General features: G+C 54.3%; 11 protein-coding genes. All 11 read right to left on the bottom strand.

Going from position 1 to position 16,015, the window contains the following annotated elements:
• Positions 1–42 precede the first annotated feature (42 nt).
• The 11 genes from RB_RS06035 to RB_RS06100 all read right to left on the bottom strand — a co-directional run bounded on the left by RB_RS06035 (position 43) and on the right by RB_RS06100 (position 15,820).
• Positions 43–1,362, bottom strand: coding sequence for a DUF1552 domain-containing protein (locus tag RB_RS06035; protein WP_164921597.1), 1,320 nt, complete (start codon positions 1,360–1,362; stop codon positions 43–45).
• A 581-nt stretch (positions 1,363–1,943) separates the two neighbouring features.
• A complete protein-coding gene (locus tag RB_RS06040) occupies positions 1,944–2,405 on the bottom strand; it encodes a hypothetical protein (protein ID WP_164921598.1) in 462 nt (153 codons plus the stop codon).
• A 292-nt stretch (positions 2,406–2,697) separates the two neighbouring features.
• Positions 2,698–3,573: a hypothetical protein gene (locus RB_RS06045; RefSeq protein ID WP_011119158.1), complete on the bottom strand. Its 876-nt coding sequence runs from the start codon at positions 3,571–3,573 to the stop codon at positions 2,698–2,700.
• Between the two features lie 549 nt (positions 3,574–4,122).
• Entirely contained in the window at positions 4,123–4,383 is a 261-nt protein-coding gene (locus tag RB_RS28015; RefSeq protein WP_231846267.1) for a hypothetical protein, read from the bottom strand.
• Positions 4,384–4,463: 80 nt separating this feature from the next.
• On the bottom strand, positions 4,464–4,649 hold the full coding sequence (locus RB_RS06050) for a hypothetical protein (protein WP_007330505.1): 186 nt from the start codon (positions 4,647–4,649) through the stop codon (positions 4,464–4,466).
• 423 nt (positions 4,650–5,072) lie between these two features.
• Positions 5,073–5,516 (bottom strand): hypothetical protein, encoded by a 444-nt coding sequence (locus RB_RS06055; protein ID WP_231846268.1) that lies wholly within the window; start codon positions 5,514–5,516, stop codon positions 5,073–5,075.
• Between the two features lie 351 nt (positions 5,517–5,867).
• Positions 5,868–7,334, bottom strand: a complete 1,467-nt coding sequence (locus RB_RS06065; RefSeq protein WP_011119166.1) for a hypothetical protein — start codon at positions 7,332–7,334, stop codon at positions 5,868–5,870.
• Positions 7,335–8,292: 958 nt separating this feature from the next.
• Complete coding sequence (locus RB_RS06080) at positions 8,293–8,898, bottom strand: hypothetical protein (protein WP_011119171.1); 606 nt, start codon at positions 8,896–8,898, stop codon at positions 8,293–8,295.
• A 588-nt stretch (positions 8,899–9,486) separates the two neighbouring features.
• Complete coding sequence (locus tag RB_RS06085; protein WP_011119176.1) at positions 9,487–10,287, bottom strand: class I SAM-dependent methyltransferase; 801 nt, start codon at positions 10,285–10,287, stop codon at positions 9,487–9,489.
• Positions 10,288–11,419: 1,132 nt separating this feature from the next.
• Entirely contained in the window at positions 11,420–12,892 is a 1,473-nt protein-coding gene (locus RB_RS06090) for a Gfo/Idh/MocA family protein (protein WP_164921601.1), read from the bottom strand.
• 414 nt (positions 12,893–13,306) lie between these two features.
• On the bottom strand, positions 13,307–15,820 hold the full coding sequence (locus RB_RS06100; RefSeq protein WP_231846269.1) for a dockerin type I domain-containing protein: 2,514 nt from the start codon (positions 15,818–15,820) through the stop codon (positions 13,307–13,309).
• Between the last annotated feature and the right edge of the window lie 195 nt (positions 15,821–16,015).

Consider the following 16,015-nt stretch of genomic DNA (forward strand, 5'->3'; position numbering starts at 1 on the left):
TCAGCAGTCGACAGCGTCTCGTTGCAAATGGCTTTGACATCGCTACGCCAGGACTTCTTTGAGCGGACCGTTGCTGTCGTCATACTTCTTGGCCATTTTGTCATCCATGTTGAATCGGTCGACGTTTTGCCCCGCCGCTCGCAACAATGATGTGTACAAAGCGTTGATCGGTCGTTGGCCATCGACTTGCGTGAAGCATCCACTTTTGAAGGCGCCGTCCAGGTTGCCCAGCAACATGACCGGCCAGTTCGCTCCGTTGGTGTGTTGTTTGTCGGCGTTGTTGCTGGTGTAAACGATCAGGGTGTTGTCCATCATCGTGCCGCTGCCTTCGGGAACGCTGTCCAATTTTTCCATGATCCGAACCAGCATGCGGCTGTTGTATTGCCGGATTTTGATCCAGATCGGATTGTCGGGTTGTTCCATGTGCCCCAGGTTGTGACCTTGTTGTTCGATGCCCAGACCCTTCCAGGCACCGAAGATTTCGCCGCGTCCAGAACCGATCGTCAGTGTGTTGGTGATACCCGATGAGAGCGCCGAAATACCGAGGTCGAGCAAGCGGTCATGCCAATCGGTTTCGAACTCGGGGTTGCTGTATCGCTCGTCCACTTCGGGGGCAAACTTCCGCAGGTGATCTGAAACGGTGTCGAGCCGGTCTCGCAATCCGTTGACCTCTTGGAAACCTTGAACGTATTGGCCGTAGCGTTGTTGATCGGAAGGTGGAAGAGATCTCCCTTTGCTCGCCGCCAGCAATTCGACCTGACTGAGCACACTGGATCGAGCTTCGTGTTGGCGCCGAATCTCACCTGATGAAATGCCGCCGTAGAGCATCTGGTAGAGATGGTTTGGATTGGAATGCATGAAGATCGGAGAACCTGCACCACTGGCCGACAGCGTCGCAATGGTTGGTTTCGTCTTCATGTTCTCGATCGAGTCCATGCCAATGCACAGATGCGGAAGCAGCGTCTGTGGAAGAACCTTGCTCAATTCGTAATCGATCGTCGAGGCGCTCGGCGGAACTCCATCACTGCCGCGATAGCCACCCAATGCGCCGAAGAATGCGCTGTGCGAGGGACTGGTGTGCAGCCCGTGCAAGCCATTGATGATGTGCAGTCGTTCTTTGTAGGGTTCCAAGGCGTTGATTGGTTCCAGCAGTTTCGCTTTCGCCAAAGATCCGCTGTGCGTCATCCCCGCGGGAATGCAGGTTTTGGGATCGAACCCCTGATTCTGCATGAAGAAGATGATGCGTTTGGGAGACGCGTTTGGTGCCGGAGACGCGAGCAAACGCTCCGGCAAAATGGGAGCACCCATAGCGGCACCTGCGCCGGCGGCGAGTCCCTGCAGCAGATTTCTACGACTGATCATGATCGAACTTTCAACGTGTTGCACGGTCGATTGTTTTGAGTCAGGACGTCGGTCGGACGGGGAAAACCGACCAGTGGATGCATTGGAAAAACGAGTGGCTCCATTGCCACAAGCGTCCAAGCATCGATGCCGAAGCCGCACAGTCGGGCTCGGCGGTGATATGACGATCAAGGAAGGATGGGGGGCGGGATCTGCCGAAACTGCTCGCCAGATCTCTATAGCCTAGCCATCCCGTGGCTCGCCGCAACAGAGATTTCGCTAGGGAAATGCGGTGGGGCCGTGAGAACTCGCTTTCGAGACGATACCGGAAGCTGAAATTCCCCTGTGCGAAACGACGCAATGAAAGTTGAAACAAACCGAATCCGCTACTGTTGAAATGAGTTACAGAGGGGGCGTGACCGGCCCATCAAGCATCCGGTCACGGATGTTCGAACCCGTTTTGCAACTGAATCAGGTTCAACGCCGAGAGTCTAGGAACCCTCCGAAGTCTCACTCCGCTGCGACGCGTCGCAGCGCGAGATCCCGTTGGTCGAGTATCGATTCACCCTATTGCAATCCAACTCATTGAATGATCACGAATTCTATTTGCTGGTAGTCTTCGGCAATGCCTCAAAACCATTTGCACCGATGACGTTGAATCCACCGTCATCGTTGCTACGAGTGAACCCGTCGTAGGCATCACGAGCCAGGTAGATCCTCAAGGTATCGCCCTCAGCGGGCAAACCCCGATGTCCAGAGGTTGATGGAGGAACGAGCGTTTTGCCAATCCAGCGTCGTTTCCAGTAACTCGCATAGAGCGGACGGTCTTGATCGATGCCGTCGCCCTTTTCAACATCGCCGACGCGAATTTCGGCAACGTAGTGAGTGTACTGCCAATCATTCACAGTTTCGCTGCGCTGAAAAACGTGGGAAACGGTTCCCGTGATAACGTGCGTGGCAGTCTTGCGAAGTTGCTCCGGTGACATACTCACTTTTTCGCCACTCGCGGACGGCGAGAAAGCGATCAAAAAAAGCACGACCAGAGGCAAAGCGATTCGATTCATTGGTGTCTCCCAAAGTGTGCGGATGCCAACATTGTATCGCCGTGGTTCAGCGATGTGGGACACAAAGTGTTTGCCGGTCGGGCACTCGAAGTCGCTCGGGCTTTCGAAAACGCGATCTCCCCGCGAGACTCGTGCATTCAACCGATACAGAACGGTGCCGTGTGTTTCAGGCCAACAGGACCGAGTACGTGTTGATCACGAATTTGTGCCAACACGAAAACAGATCGCGGATATTGCCTCGCCTTTCAGCCATCCACGTCAGCGCGACAGATTGATTGCACCATTCGTGAAGCTAATTCTTGGAGACAATTTGATCACCAATGAATTCGCGGAATTTCTCGGGGCTACCATTGGCATCGCCAACGAGCAGAAAGAACAACATGCCGCAGTCGGAGATGTCCGCGACGCCTGCGCTATGAGCTTTCAATCGGGAGTACATCCATCTCACGTCGGCTTCAGGATGATCCCGCATCCAGTGCCAGACCGAGAAATTGCCTTTCGAATGCCATAAGTGATTCGGATTGTCTTTGTCGTTTTGGTCTGGGATTTTTGTGTACTGGATACGATTGCCGCAAAGCACTTGGATGTCGTCCCACGTGTGGTGGTGTTTTCGCCGTCGTTCGTTCTCGTTGAACGCACTGTGAGACACTAAATGAACGTGTGCTAGCGAATCAATGTTCCCACTTCGGATGACCTCTTTGACGACGAGGTAAACAAACTCGGACAGTCCAGCGTGTATGAAGAAGAGCGGGTCGCTCTCAGTTGAGCGACTCATTTCAGCGGCCAAGCTCTCAATCGCACGATTCTGTTCTTTGGTGACATCAATGAAAACGTCGGGATTGAATCCCCAATGTTCGATCACACCATCGGCGCTGATCTTCAGTTGATTCTTGGAGTCAGGCCCAGACGGAGCGTCGATGAAGTTGTTGTACGAGCAGTGAACCAATTTGTTTTGCAGCCCGAGTTTCGCCATGATCGCGCAGGATGCCGGCAACGCACCCCAATCATCGGGATCTCCCGTCGGCCATTTGTATTGTTTGTCAGGTGCGCTGTTGCCATCAAAGCTCATCGCAATTCGGTTCTGATCGTAACCCAAAGATTGTGCTCGACAGTTTCCTGTTGAAATTGTCGCCAGCAAAAAGATCACGCACATTGAGAGTCTGGTCATGGTTGGATCCGTGGGAAATGATGGAGGACCTGCATGGAGATAACGCTCTTTCGAAAGCGTTCTTGATGCCGGGGATTCAGCCTAGTGAGTGGTGCAAGAGATTTCTTAGCACCCGTCGCTTGGCATCGGTTGCCGATTCAAGTTGCAACTGCGGTGGGATCCGGCGAGTTTCTTAAAAGCAGTCGATCTTCTTTTCTCTGTCAGACTTGCAACGGAGAAATCTTTGGGACGAGCAAGCCGTGTCCAAAGACCGAAATTCGGCACCTATGATACGCATCAACTCACGAGACCAAAAGCTGCTCTATACACCGAGCCATGTTGACGCCCGCGTCGAGCCTTGGCGTTCTTTCGAGCCAGGTCCATGAGTGAGCGATAGACTTGGCAGGCTGACGATGCAGCGGGGTCTCAATATCGAACCTGGGAACCGTTCGTGCGACTCAAGGTTTCCTTGAAATCTCCCGCCTGTGCATGTTTGGAAACCCTTCTATCGATGAAGGCAGTCGGGAGTTGGCCTTGCTGCATTAGCTTTGAAGCCATTTGTTTGACGCCTTACTTCGCGCGTGAGATGCGATAGCGGCAGGCGACCCAAATGAGTCCAGCGATGATTGCGACGGGGAGTAGGCTCGCTGTGATATTCAATGCGAACTCGACATCATTTGCGAGTTCGTCCGTGCTTAACGCCTTGTTCGTTTCAATCGTTGATTGGAACGAGCGGATCATCGAAAACGTGGTGAATGATGGACCGACGAGGATGCAAAGGACTGCGATCCATCCGGAAAAGCGTTTCAATCGGTCGGTGGCGTTCTTCATTGCAGCGGAATTAGTGAGCGATTCGGGTGATGGCGGTCGACGCTCTCTGTCCATTGGCATTCAATTCGTACGATTAGTAATCAATGGGACAGCGATCCAAAGCCTTGCGAGATGTAGGCTGAGATGGCGATCAACAAGAGATCGACGCCTATCAAACACAAACGCTGGTGCAGCGGCCAACTCCGTTGCGTGATGGTTGTGGTGAAAACAACCAAGAAACCGAACGCCGAACATCCGGCCATCGCCAAATGAATACGAGGGTTCATTCCAGCGAGTATCTCGGAAGATGTCAACTCGCTGTCTACTGTGAAAAAACTGTAGGCGAGCAAGATAAGCAAATGAATACCGAATACAACTTGTGTCAAAACGGATCGATCCCAAAGGAGAGCTACCCACGGGTCTGGTGATGGCGACTCGTATGGATTGAGCGATGGTGGATAATCGGGTGGAAGCGGTTTCCGCTTATTCGATACTCGCATCATCGAGGTGCCATCGGCTCTTTGGAGGATCGTGGAGAAGTTTGATCAAGTGGATCGTGCTGGCCGCGTTCTTCAAGACGCAGTGGAAAAGTATAACCTTTACTCAGCGAATGCTGAGTTGTTGCTTAACGTGTCGCTTCCCAAACGCGGGATGAGCGTCCAACTCCCGCGATGTCGCAGCGGCGGTTTGCGGCGAGTCGATATCGGGGTTCAAGAACCAGTGTTTGCTGTTCGATCTTCTTTCCGCCAACGGTCTCGGTCATCGAGCCATTGATTGAAATTCCTATCCGCACTTCCATAGCTCGGCGAATCATCGTCGCCCAAACCAAGAGAGGATTCCACGATTTTGATGCCGCCCAGCAGAATGAGCCCCGCGGTTGCTTTCAAGCCATCACCGACAAATCTTCCCGTTGCCTTGGTTCTCTCCGCGAATGTGACGTTGGGTTTGGGGGCTGACGCAGCCGGTTCCGACGTCGCGGGTGTCGAAGACGAAAATGCAACGGGGAACGACGCAGGAATGACTGGAACCGATGTGTCGTAGACCACGGTTTTCAGGATCGCGTCCATCTCCGATGTGTCTTTGGGAGCAGATCTGCAGCCCGCAAGCACAAGCATTCCAACCAAGAATGCGGTGGGTTTGATCGGTGGATTCATCGAAACCGCAAATCGGTTGAGTGAATGAGGAAGGGACTCTTTTCGCGTTAGCAAAGTACCGGGAGAAGATGCAATGCCAGGTTGAGGGAATACTTGCGGGCTGTTGGTTGTTTGAGCCGTGCCGCGTTAGCGGCGGTTGATTAGGACCGCGTGAACAACAAGTGACGTAGCGGAAGGGCGCGAGCCCTCCGGTTCCTCACCGGGCGGCTTGCGCCACACCGCTAACATCGTCACTTGTTGTTCACGCGTTGCTTAGACGCCAACCGGGGCTAACGCCCATCGGCTAAATATCTCATTCAATAGCCTGCTAGACGTGTCGTTTGTCGCGACGAGAATTGTGCTGACGAATCACTACTCGATAGCGAGGTTTACAACATCGGAGAGAAACGAAGATAGTTCTGTCTCGGTGGGCAAGGTGACTTTGGGCCGTGCCTTCGTCAAAGCATCAAAACTTGGACGGAGAGCTTTTCGTAAGCAGCGTCGAGTCGTTTCATCGTCTTCCAGTCCATTCGCTTCCTTGTAGATCTGCCGAAGCCACTCGGGAGTGACAGTCACGGAAACTTCTTTCACCAGGGTCTCAATCTCAGGTTCGGAAAGCATGTATTCAAACGCGAGTGATTGAACTTCGTCTTGCATCAGCCGCAGCATTGTTTGGGAGTCGTCATCAACGACTCTGTCAGCGAGGGCCTTTGCGGCTGCTGACCCTGCCGTACCAATTCCGAACGCTCCCAAGAGGCCACCAGCAATTCCTCCGGCTGCAGTTCCGACGATAGGTATTGCACTTCCGACTGCAGCACCGATTGCGGAACCACTTAGCCATCCGGCGGAACCAGCAGCAATTCCCACACCGTTGACTGATAGGTTCTTTGTGAATTGCTTCCAAGAAATGGAGCGATCCAGCGCGGCTTTGTAGAAGTCCGGTCCAGCCGTCGCAACCGTTGCCACAGTCGCTGCGACAGCGTTGGTTCGAAGCAACTTCGATACGTGGTTGACTGCTGCGGCTCCGTAGACGGCACGTCCAAGGGAACCCGAGGCGATTCGCTGTACGGCACCACGTCCAATGGACGAGCGGCTGACGGTTTTCACGCCCCGACGAACGGTAGCAACGCCAACCGCAGCAGCACGGCTCCGTAGTACCTGTGCGCTGACAACTCCTGTCACAAGTGCCGTGCCACTCGCAAGAAACGATCTGTTTGCGGCTGTTTTGGCAGCATCGCCAACGTGACGGCTGTGCCAGTAGTCATGTGCAAACGTGATTGTGAACGAAATTGCGAGTACATAGGAGGATGTCACCGCTTGCGACTTCGCATCGAACACAAGCGAATCGATGTTTCCCGCACGGGCGATGTTTTTTGCCTGTTTGTAGGTCACCGTTCCTTTGTGGATGAGCTTTTCAGCGTCAGCCGGATTGTCAAAGCCGGGAACTTTGCCAGCCGCGATTCGCTTTCTCATCAATTCGACGCAAGCGTCATACTGATCTTTTGGGACTTCGAGCACCTGCTGTGCGTATCTGTAAAGACCGGACTCGGATGCAAACGCTGATGCGACCGTCTTGGCAGCTGTCTGGTAGTACTTGGATTGAATCCGCAATCCGTCAACGATTCGATCGGCTCCATTCGCTTCGTTGTTGATTCCGATGATCTCCGCTCGTCTCCCTCGGAAGACGTCTGCGAGATGATTGGCGTCTTCAGCCGTGAACCCGTGTCCGCCTTTGGTGTGATATTTCGCTATTTGAGAACGCTCTAGTGAATGAGCGATCGCCGGAGAGGCAAGTCTCTCTACGGCGGGCTTTCGCTTATCATTGGATGGCTGCGTCACTGTTTTGTGATCCGGTTGGCTGCCTGAGGTCCCAGGATGGCGAGCTATCGCTGTTGAAAAGTAAATTTCGGTTTCGTTGACGCAAGTTTTGATCGGAAGTCTACTGGCTCCCTTCGCCCATTTGGAGTCAGTGCCGTTTTGTAGTGCCGTCTGAGTACCCTCCGTTGCGACCTGGCTTTCCGATTTTGTTGTAGGTTGGCCATTCTTGGGCGACCTTCACGACGCAGATGGGCAAGGTGTCCTTTCTATAACCCACATCTCGAAGCACCAGAGATTAGTGTCCGATCAGAGTGGATTAGTGTTCCGCCAGAGCGGCCAAGGGAACACTAATTTCCGCTGATCGAACACTAATGTTCTTGGACAAGGGATGTTTGGCTTCGAAACGCCTGCATTCCCAACGCGAGCGTTTTGCAAAAGATGTGGGGTGCAAAAAGCCAAGAGTACACATCCTACATGCGTAGAAATGTCTTTGCCCAGTCAATGAACAAGCCGAAACCGGAAGTGCGAAACATGTAATTTGCCGGGGAAGGCAGTGCATGGCGTCTCCCATGTGCGAACTCTCACGCACGCCTGAACGTCGTCACTCGATTTCTACCCAAACCTCGCTTTGGGAGAGGGGAGACGGGGTGTTTCGCCGGTGCTGTTCAGAAAGCAAAGTTGCATCCGTTTTCAGAATGCCAATAGCAAACGTTCCACCGTCCAAGCGATCTCATCGCGGTAAGTGTATCGGCAGCCAGAAGGCTGACGCTCATTGACAGACGGAATCGCCTTTTGCTGCGAAGGTTCACGGTGGTGGGTGACGGTCAACCAAAGAGCATGCAAGCATGAAGCTGACGCATGCCACAATGGCCCACAACGCCAATTCACCGAACTGAGGGATCAGTTTGATGGATTCTTCCATGCGGCAAACTCTTTCTTGGGTTTGAATCATTCACGGTGACAAGCTGACAGTTCAACGTCATTTGGACGGATTGGTTTCCGTGCGATTACATTCGTGAATGGTGACGACCACGGCGGTGAGTTGCTTCGATCCGATGGTTGACACGAGTCGCATCTTGCCAGGAACACAGACTTGGGTCGTTTGAATGGTGCTGTTCAGAATGTCGGGTTTCGAGTCGCCCTTCGTATCGTCTTCGATACGTGCGGTTATATAGTCGATGTTGACCAATACGCCTTGAGGATGCTCTCCAATTTGAATCCGAAGGGTGGTCCCAATTTCGATATCCTTGGTTTGGCGAGTTGTGACATCACCACGCGTCATCGTGGAGGTCACCACTGCGACCTGTTTTCCTTTTCGAACGTTACTTGGCGCGTTAGGCATCGCGATCAGTCGGATCGTTTCGATTGGCTTGACGCCGGACTGAAGGATGGTCTGAATCACTTCGGTTTCGTTCAGACCGATCGCGATGGGCTCTTGGAGCTCAAACTCGGAAAGCTCGACGCAATACTGAGTTGATTCCGATGGAGGTTCGTTGGTTGCTTCCGCGATGGCAGTAACCTCGTCGCCGTGTAGGATTCCAACAAGTATGAAAAGCGAAGCAAGCAAGATCGAATAGAATTTCATTTGAGCTTCCGATGTTGATGGGGAGGAGGCATCTCATTCGACAGGCCGATCCATCAATCCTTGTTTGGTTGGTGAAGGCGATCGGTCCAGCAATCTGCCAGTGATCTTCTCTCTGACGATTCTGGTCGAATGATGCGACGGGAGTCTCTTTGACTTGGGTCCGCTGAAAACAACGCGTCGAACAAAGAGCGGCAATCGATGCATCTGATATTAGCGAACCGGGTTGTGAAAGTGTTGGGCAGAGAACAAACGCGAGGCCAGTATTTTCGCTGGAGCAGTGAGGAACACCAGTTCATGAGACGGACGAATTCCACTTGCACGCTAGAAAAAAGCACTCAGAGCTGATGTCCCATTTGCCGGTCCCGTCTGGGGCGAGATCACGATTTTGGAGACATGTTCTCAGGGCTTGCACCCGACCTCTCTACGTGGAGTCCTCGGGAGCCACGCAGGCGAATTCGCTCCAGAGGAAGCGGGCTTGGTTGATGTGACGCGAAGGAATGACGAAGGCGTTGCCGTTGGCTTTGATGACTTTGGCTGTTGGTCAAGCGAATAGGCGGACATCGAAACGCTGGCGTCAGTCGACACTAGTCACTTCAGCTTGGTTGCTTTGGTTGCAATGAAGGTGGGGATGTGATCCGAGATGGGCCATTCGGACCACCGGTCTTCGAACAGGCCGGTGAGGACCAGTCCTGCTTCGATTTGGCCGCCCAGTTGGTCCGCGAGAGTGTGACCAAAGCAAAAGGCCTCGTCATCGTTGAGGTAGGCTTGCCGTTGCTTATCAGAAAGGCTGGTGAGATCCGAGTAGGGGATCTTGTGACAAACTTTGAACTCGCCTTTCTCCATCAATTGCTCGTCAAAGAGATAGACAACAGGATTGACGATTCCAGAAAGCAGGTTGCCGCCCGGCTTCATGACCCGTGAGGCCTCTTTCCAAACCGGCAGGACGTTGGGCACGAAACAGTTGGAACAAGGATGCACAATGAGATCAAACGATTCATCTGCTAACTCGGAGAGGTCAGCCATATCGCCCTGGACGAGTTTGATATCCAAGCCTTCTCGTTCGGCCACCATTCGGTCCTGTGAAAGCTGGGCTGGCGAGTTGTCAAACACAGTCACCTTGGCACCTACCGCGGCAAGAATGGGAGCTTGTTGGCCTCCGCTTCCGGCCAGGCAAAGCACTTCAACAGGTTCGCCGTTGAAATCGGGGAACCATTCGCGAGGCACAGGCTTTTCGGGTGTCAGGACGATGCTCCAATCACCCTCACGAGCACGCTCGATTTCCTCTGGCGTGACAGGAACCGTCCAACGATTTCCTTTTCGTACCTGACTGTCCCAAGCCGCGCGGTTGTAGGCAACGATGTCGGCGGCAGGATCAATGTTTGGATTCATGTTGCGAACCTGTGAGCAATCTGGACGCCAGCAGTCGCTGGGTGCTGTGAGTTCAGTTGTTCGGCAAGGTGGATGGACGAGGCGATGAAACGGCGGCATAACAAACCAGTGCAAAAGTTGCCGAAAACGCCACCGACCACATTGTCATATCAATCATGGTGTCGACGGCCGACCACAGAGGCATGGTGCGTCTTGTCTCATTTGCCATCGACTCTCTGAAATTGATGGCAAGTTCATAGCAAAACGTGTTTGCAAAAGCCCAACCGAGCGACAGAAGGTAGTGCAATAGCGTCGCGTGCGGAATTGAAATTCGTGAACGAAAAAGGATCCATGCTGCGAGCAGAGTTGGGGTCAAGTGGAGTAGTCCTGCGATCTCAGCGTCAGTGCCCAGAGAGAGCATCCTATAATTCGCAAAGTGCAAAGCGAGGAGCGCGATTCCCAAGAGCAGATCGAAGATTCGGAATTTCGGCAACTGCGTCTCCCTTTTCAAATCGAAGTCCGTCGCGTTAGCCAATCAGCGAAGGGAAGCCGATTTCCCAGATTGGGCCAGCCGAAGAGGTCGTGCTGTTTTTTAAATGCTGTGCCAATGACACGTTGAGAATCCCGCCCACGCAGCGGTCGTGCCGTTTTACTTCACCCTCCCGTTGGAAGGGTCGGACCGCTTCGGCCCGGGGAGGGTTGCGCGCTGGATCCATTGCTGAGCCCTCCCCTCGCTTCGCTCGACCCTTTCAAAGGGAGGGTGATGATAGTCGCTCCCCTGGCTTCGTTCGGCACTCCCAGGGGGAAGGTGATGGTAGTCGTTTGGGATCAACGGCATTTAAAAAACTGCACGACCTCCCTATGAGCAGAGAGGACTGCCGGGGTGCCAGGCAGTTTGGTCTCGGTCTGTCGCTGAAAAGACCCCCGTCGCCTTTTTCGGCGCGTCCCCTTTTTCGGCGTCCGAACAGAAAGTGTGGCATAGGCTTCTAACCTGTCTTCCGTGGAATTACAGGCTGGAGGCCTATGCTGCTTAGTTTCCGTTCAGCCTTGCAAATCCGCCGATTGAGTCACTCAATCCGTGAGCGAGGCGTCATTCCGGATGCCTCGCCCACGTATCGGGTTTACAAATTAGCTGCCTGAAACGGCCAGACGTCTAGCCTTCGGAAGGATCCTTGCCGTTCAGCCATGGACCACCGTACTGCATGTAGTCGGGGTCACGTTGCTTGCTGCCGTATTCGCCGGCGTTCCAGCCTGGGATGTGGGCAACCGGGCCACCTTTGGCCGAACGCTCTTCCCACTTGGCCGCCCAGCCGGGGTCTTGGTCAGAGATCTTGTGATCTTCGTCGACAAAGAACACTTTGCCTTGGCGGTAGCTTTGGGCACCCAGGTTAACGACCGACATCGCAGCCGCACCGAGGTCGGGTTGGTTGTTGCAAAGCGATGGGTCACCGGCTTCACAGGCATCCAACCAATTGGCGAAGTGAGCCATCGTGGTGTTGTCGATCGGGTTCGTCGTGATCCGCTCGGCTTCTTGTCGCACGTGCGTGACCGGACCGCGTTCAGGAATGAAGTCAAACCCGTCAAAGGATTCGCCGTTGCCGAAAGCGAACGTGCCGTAGTGGCCACGAATCAGTTGATTGACCCGTGATTCTTCGTTGCACATTGTCGCGGTGATCAAACCTTGAACACCTTCGTTGAAGTCGGCGACGACAGTGGCAACGTCCGGCACATCTCGACCGTCGTACTCCAGGTAGACTCCGCCGGCACCGACGACACGTCCGGGCACTCGAAGGCCGGTGGCTTTCAACATGGAAGTGGTGCGGTGAACGAACAAGTCGGTGAACATGCCGCTGCCGAAGGGCCAGAAACGACGCCATTGCTTGTAGACTTCGCGATCGAACGGCACGTCTTCGGCGAGGTCGTGTTCGGTTCCAAGCCAACGTTTCCAGTCGATGGTTTTGGGAGTCATGTCGGGCGTGAGTTTGTAATAACGCCATTGTCCGACATCGGAGTTGCGGAAGTACTCGGTTTGGAAACCCAGGACTTTTCCGAGTTTGCCTTCGCGAAGCAGGGCGTTGACTTCGTCCCAAACCGGGAGGCTGGTCGATTGCACGCCGACCTGCATGACTTTGCCGCTGGCACGCCACTTGTCTTCAACGTCGAAGGCTTCTTGGACGGTCTTCGTCATTGGCTTTTCGCAATAGACGTTCAGTCCGGCTTCGAGAGCGTCGATGGTTTGACGATGGTGCCAGTGATCGGGGGTTCCGATGCAAACGGCGTCGAGATTTTCTTTCTCGATCATGTCGCGGTAGTCGACGTACTTGGCCGGTTTGGTCTTGGTGGCCTTTTCGATGTAGTCAGCGACGGTGTCTCGTTGTGTTTCGAACACTTCAGCGACCGCGACGAGGTCAATCTTGCGACCTGCTTGGTGGTGTTTGCAGAGCGATTTGACGTGAGCGCCAAAACCACGTCCGCCGGGGCCGATGAAACCGATTCGCATGCGCTCGTTGCTGCCCGCTGGCGCGGCGGAGGCTGGTTGGCTGGTGGTGGTTGCTGCAGTCAGAGTCGCAGCTGAAATGGTCGCGGCAGCGGCGGAAGTTTTGAGGAATTCGCGTCGGTCGCTCATGGCGGGGGTTTCCGGGGTTGGGACTGGTGGGTGTTTCAGGCCCATAGATTAACCGCCAGAGATCGTTGGGGCAATTTCCTACGCTATCGCGTGATTTGGGGAGTTGCGAAAGCACGCCGCACGTGAATGCTGAAAGAGGCGCACAGGGGACCGGATAGCATTGTTTGACAGGAATCGCCCGCAATTGGCGGCGATTCACAAACGCGGGGGCCACGTGAAGGTTCACCAATTCCTTCCACGAGAACCGGGGGCAGCGTCCAAAGGGCTCATTCGATATAGCGTTGTCCGGCTAAGGACCACGTGAACAACAAGTGACGTAGCGGAAGGGCGCGAGCCCTCCGGTTCCTCACCGGGCGGCTTGCGCCACACCGCTAACATCGTCACTTGTTGTTCACGCGTTGCTAAACGGCGATCTCAGGTCACCGAGGGGGCGATGATTTTGGATTCGAGGGAAAGGATTTCGCCGAGGGTTTCGTCGTCGCGGAAGATGGCGTCATTGGTGCCGGAATTTGAAAAGTTCGGCTGCGGCACATTCTGAGATCCGAATGAAGAGAACAATGCGCTGCTTGACGCGGAGGAGTCGCCAGAGCCGGACGTGTTTGAATCAGTTTGGCCGTCTGATTGTGAAGCCGCGATGGATTCTCCAGCCGGTTCAGAGCCCGCATCGAGTTCGTTCAGTTTGTTGATGACTCGAAGCGCGTCCAAGGCAGACACATTGCCGTCGTTGGTGACATCTATCTTGAAACCCGCGGTTTCAGCAAACGTCAGTGTGCGATCCCCGTTGGCGTTCAAGTCGTTGATGACTTGCAACGCGTCCAAGGCCGTGACCACTCCGTCACCGTTGACATCTTCGCCGAGGGCCGTGTTGTAACGTGGGCTGTCAACTCGTGTGGCGGCAACCGAAACCAGTCCCGCGGTTGTCGTGACTCCTGAAGTGATTTCACCACCGGACACGGTGATGGTGGCGTCGGCAATCGAATGGATGACTTGAGTGGGTTGCCAACGCAATTGATACTGGCCATCTGGCAGATTGGTTTGCGTGAAAGCTCCCGATGCATCGGTAACAACTTGTGGTTCGACGCCATGACGCACAGCGGTGACACCAATTGGAGTGTCAGCGTGACCGGCAATTTCAATGCGTGCGATTCGGCCTTCGGGATCAACCAAGGTTAACGTCGAGGCTTCGCCATCGGCAAGACTGCCACCGGCGGTGTTACGAATGTCGGTTGTGACTCGGGTGATCAAGTTGCCGGCGGCGTCAAACGCTTGGACTCGTCCATAACTGTCGTCTTGCAGTCCGACAATGTCCACCTCGACGTAACCGACCGGTTCATCGAAGGCGACATCCAACCCGAGTCGGGATGTCAGTGCCGGCCACCATCGATTTAGGTTTCGATCCATGACATGGATCAACGATTGATTGTCAAACGTCGAGTTTTGTTTGACTTGAACTTCGTTGAGAACGTTGTCACCGATCGCGGAGAACGTCATTCCGTTGGCGGCGGGAATGTTCGTGTCAAGCGATACATTGTCGACATGAAACGATCCACTGGCCAGTTCCGTTCCGTTGGATGCCAAGACGTCGAATTGGACTCCCGAAAGCAGGGTCTCAAATTCATTGCGATTGGAGTCGCCGTTTTCGTCAAAGTAGACAAACCCGGCGACGGGTGCTTCGGCGACGAGTGGTGTTGTGCGGGACGCGGTAAGCGTTTGGCTGGTGACACCCGTTGCGGCATCAATGACCCGCAACGACACGCTTGTCATCGTCGGTGGAACATCGAGCGAGAAATCAAATGTTGCCGTGGGGCTGTCGGGCGTTTGCAGTGTCGTCCACTCGCCACCGTCGATAGAGACTTGCAGTTCAGAGACGACATTCAGCGTGATGTCGCTTTGTGGTCCCGAGGAGTTTTGGTTGATCAGTGTCCCCGAGGAAGCTTCACCGCGAAAATGCAATTGGTTGGTCTCGGAGTCGTAGTGACCGGTGCCGTCGAAGTTCAATGGAACGTCGAGCACATCAAAGATCCCGTCACCGTCGGAATCTTGCCAGCCGATCATCGCAAAGGTGGACTCGGGGGAAACGAAGTTTTGGTAGCCGTTCACCAAGTTGTTTCCGCCAGCCATGATGCTGGGTTGTTGAGTGAATCCGGGTGTCGGATTATCAAACGCATTGTCGTTGGGCGTGTTGTAGTAGCCGCGGCTTTGATTGTACGAGCCACCGCCGCTGTATTCATCCAATCCCCAAAAGATGTGCGAGATCTCGTGAGCAAAGGTTCGAGCAGGCCGTGTCGAAGGAGCGACGACGTACAGCCCACCGGGGAATGCGAAGGCGCCCGAGAAGGATCCACCGGCGGCGAAGAAACCATCAGCGTCATCCGACGAATCACTGATGAAAAGCGAGAACGCCCAGTCGGTGTCATGCGTTTCACGCTGGGAGTTGTTGTAGGCGAACATGCCGTCGTCCAACGACAGCGATGATGGAATGCCCATCTCGTCTAAGAACTGTCCGACGTAGGCGCTGTAGTTGTTGCTGGTTCGGTCGATCGGTTCGATTGGAATTTCGAACGGGTCGTTTGCGAACGTGTCGTCGATCACAAATTCCAGCGAGTGGACGGTGTCCAGGCGATCGAGAGCTTCCGTCCACCAGTTCAGACCGACGGTAATCTCTTCCATGACCGCATCAATTTCACCGGCGGTCCAATTTTGGGTCTTCGTGTCGGTTTGACCGTTCGAATCCAAAAAGATTGGAGTGACGGCGATCCGGCCCAAGAAAAACTCGGCCGTGTCGCTGGTCGTTGCACCGACGGGAATGCCAGCCGCCATGACTCGCCGTGTTTCCAACGGCTGGAGCGTCAGCGGCCGCCGGGTCGCTTTTCGGCGACGAGTGGCGATTCGTTGGCTGTTTTTGTTGTTGGAAGCCCGTTTTCGCATGTCGGCCGATTGCAGGGAAAGCGTTGTAAATCGTGTTTGGCCGCCGTTTCCTAGATCCTTGGAGCCGACGAACGTGCAATTGGTTCCCAAATTCAATGCAGAAACGAAACAAGCGTGACGCAAGGTTCGATTGAATACGGTGGAACCGTCCAATGGAACTTTACGTCACGCTCGCGAAAATTGATTTCTGACCGG

This window comes from Rhodopirellula baltica SH 1, from assembly GCF_000196115.1.
Taxonomy (GTDB): domain Bacteria; phylum Planctomycetota; class Planctomycetia; order Pirellulales; family Pirellulaceae; genus Rhodopirellula; species Rhodopirellula baltica.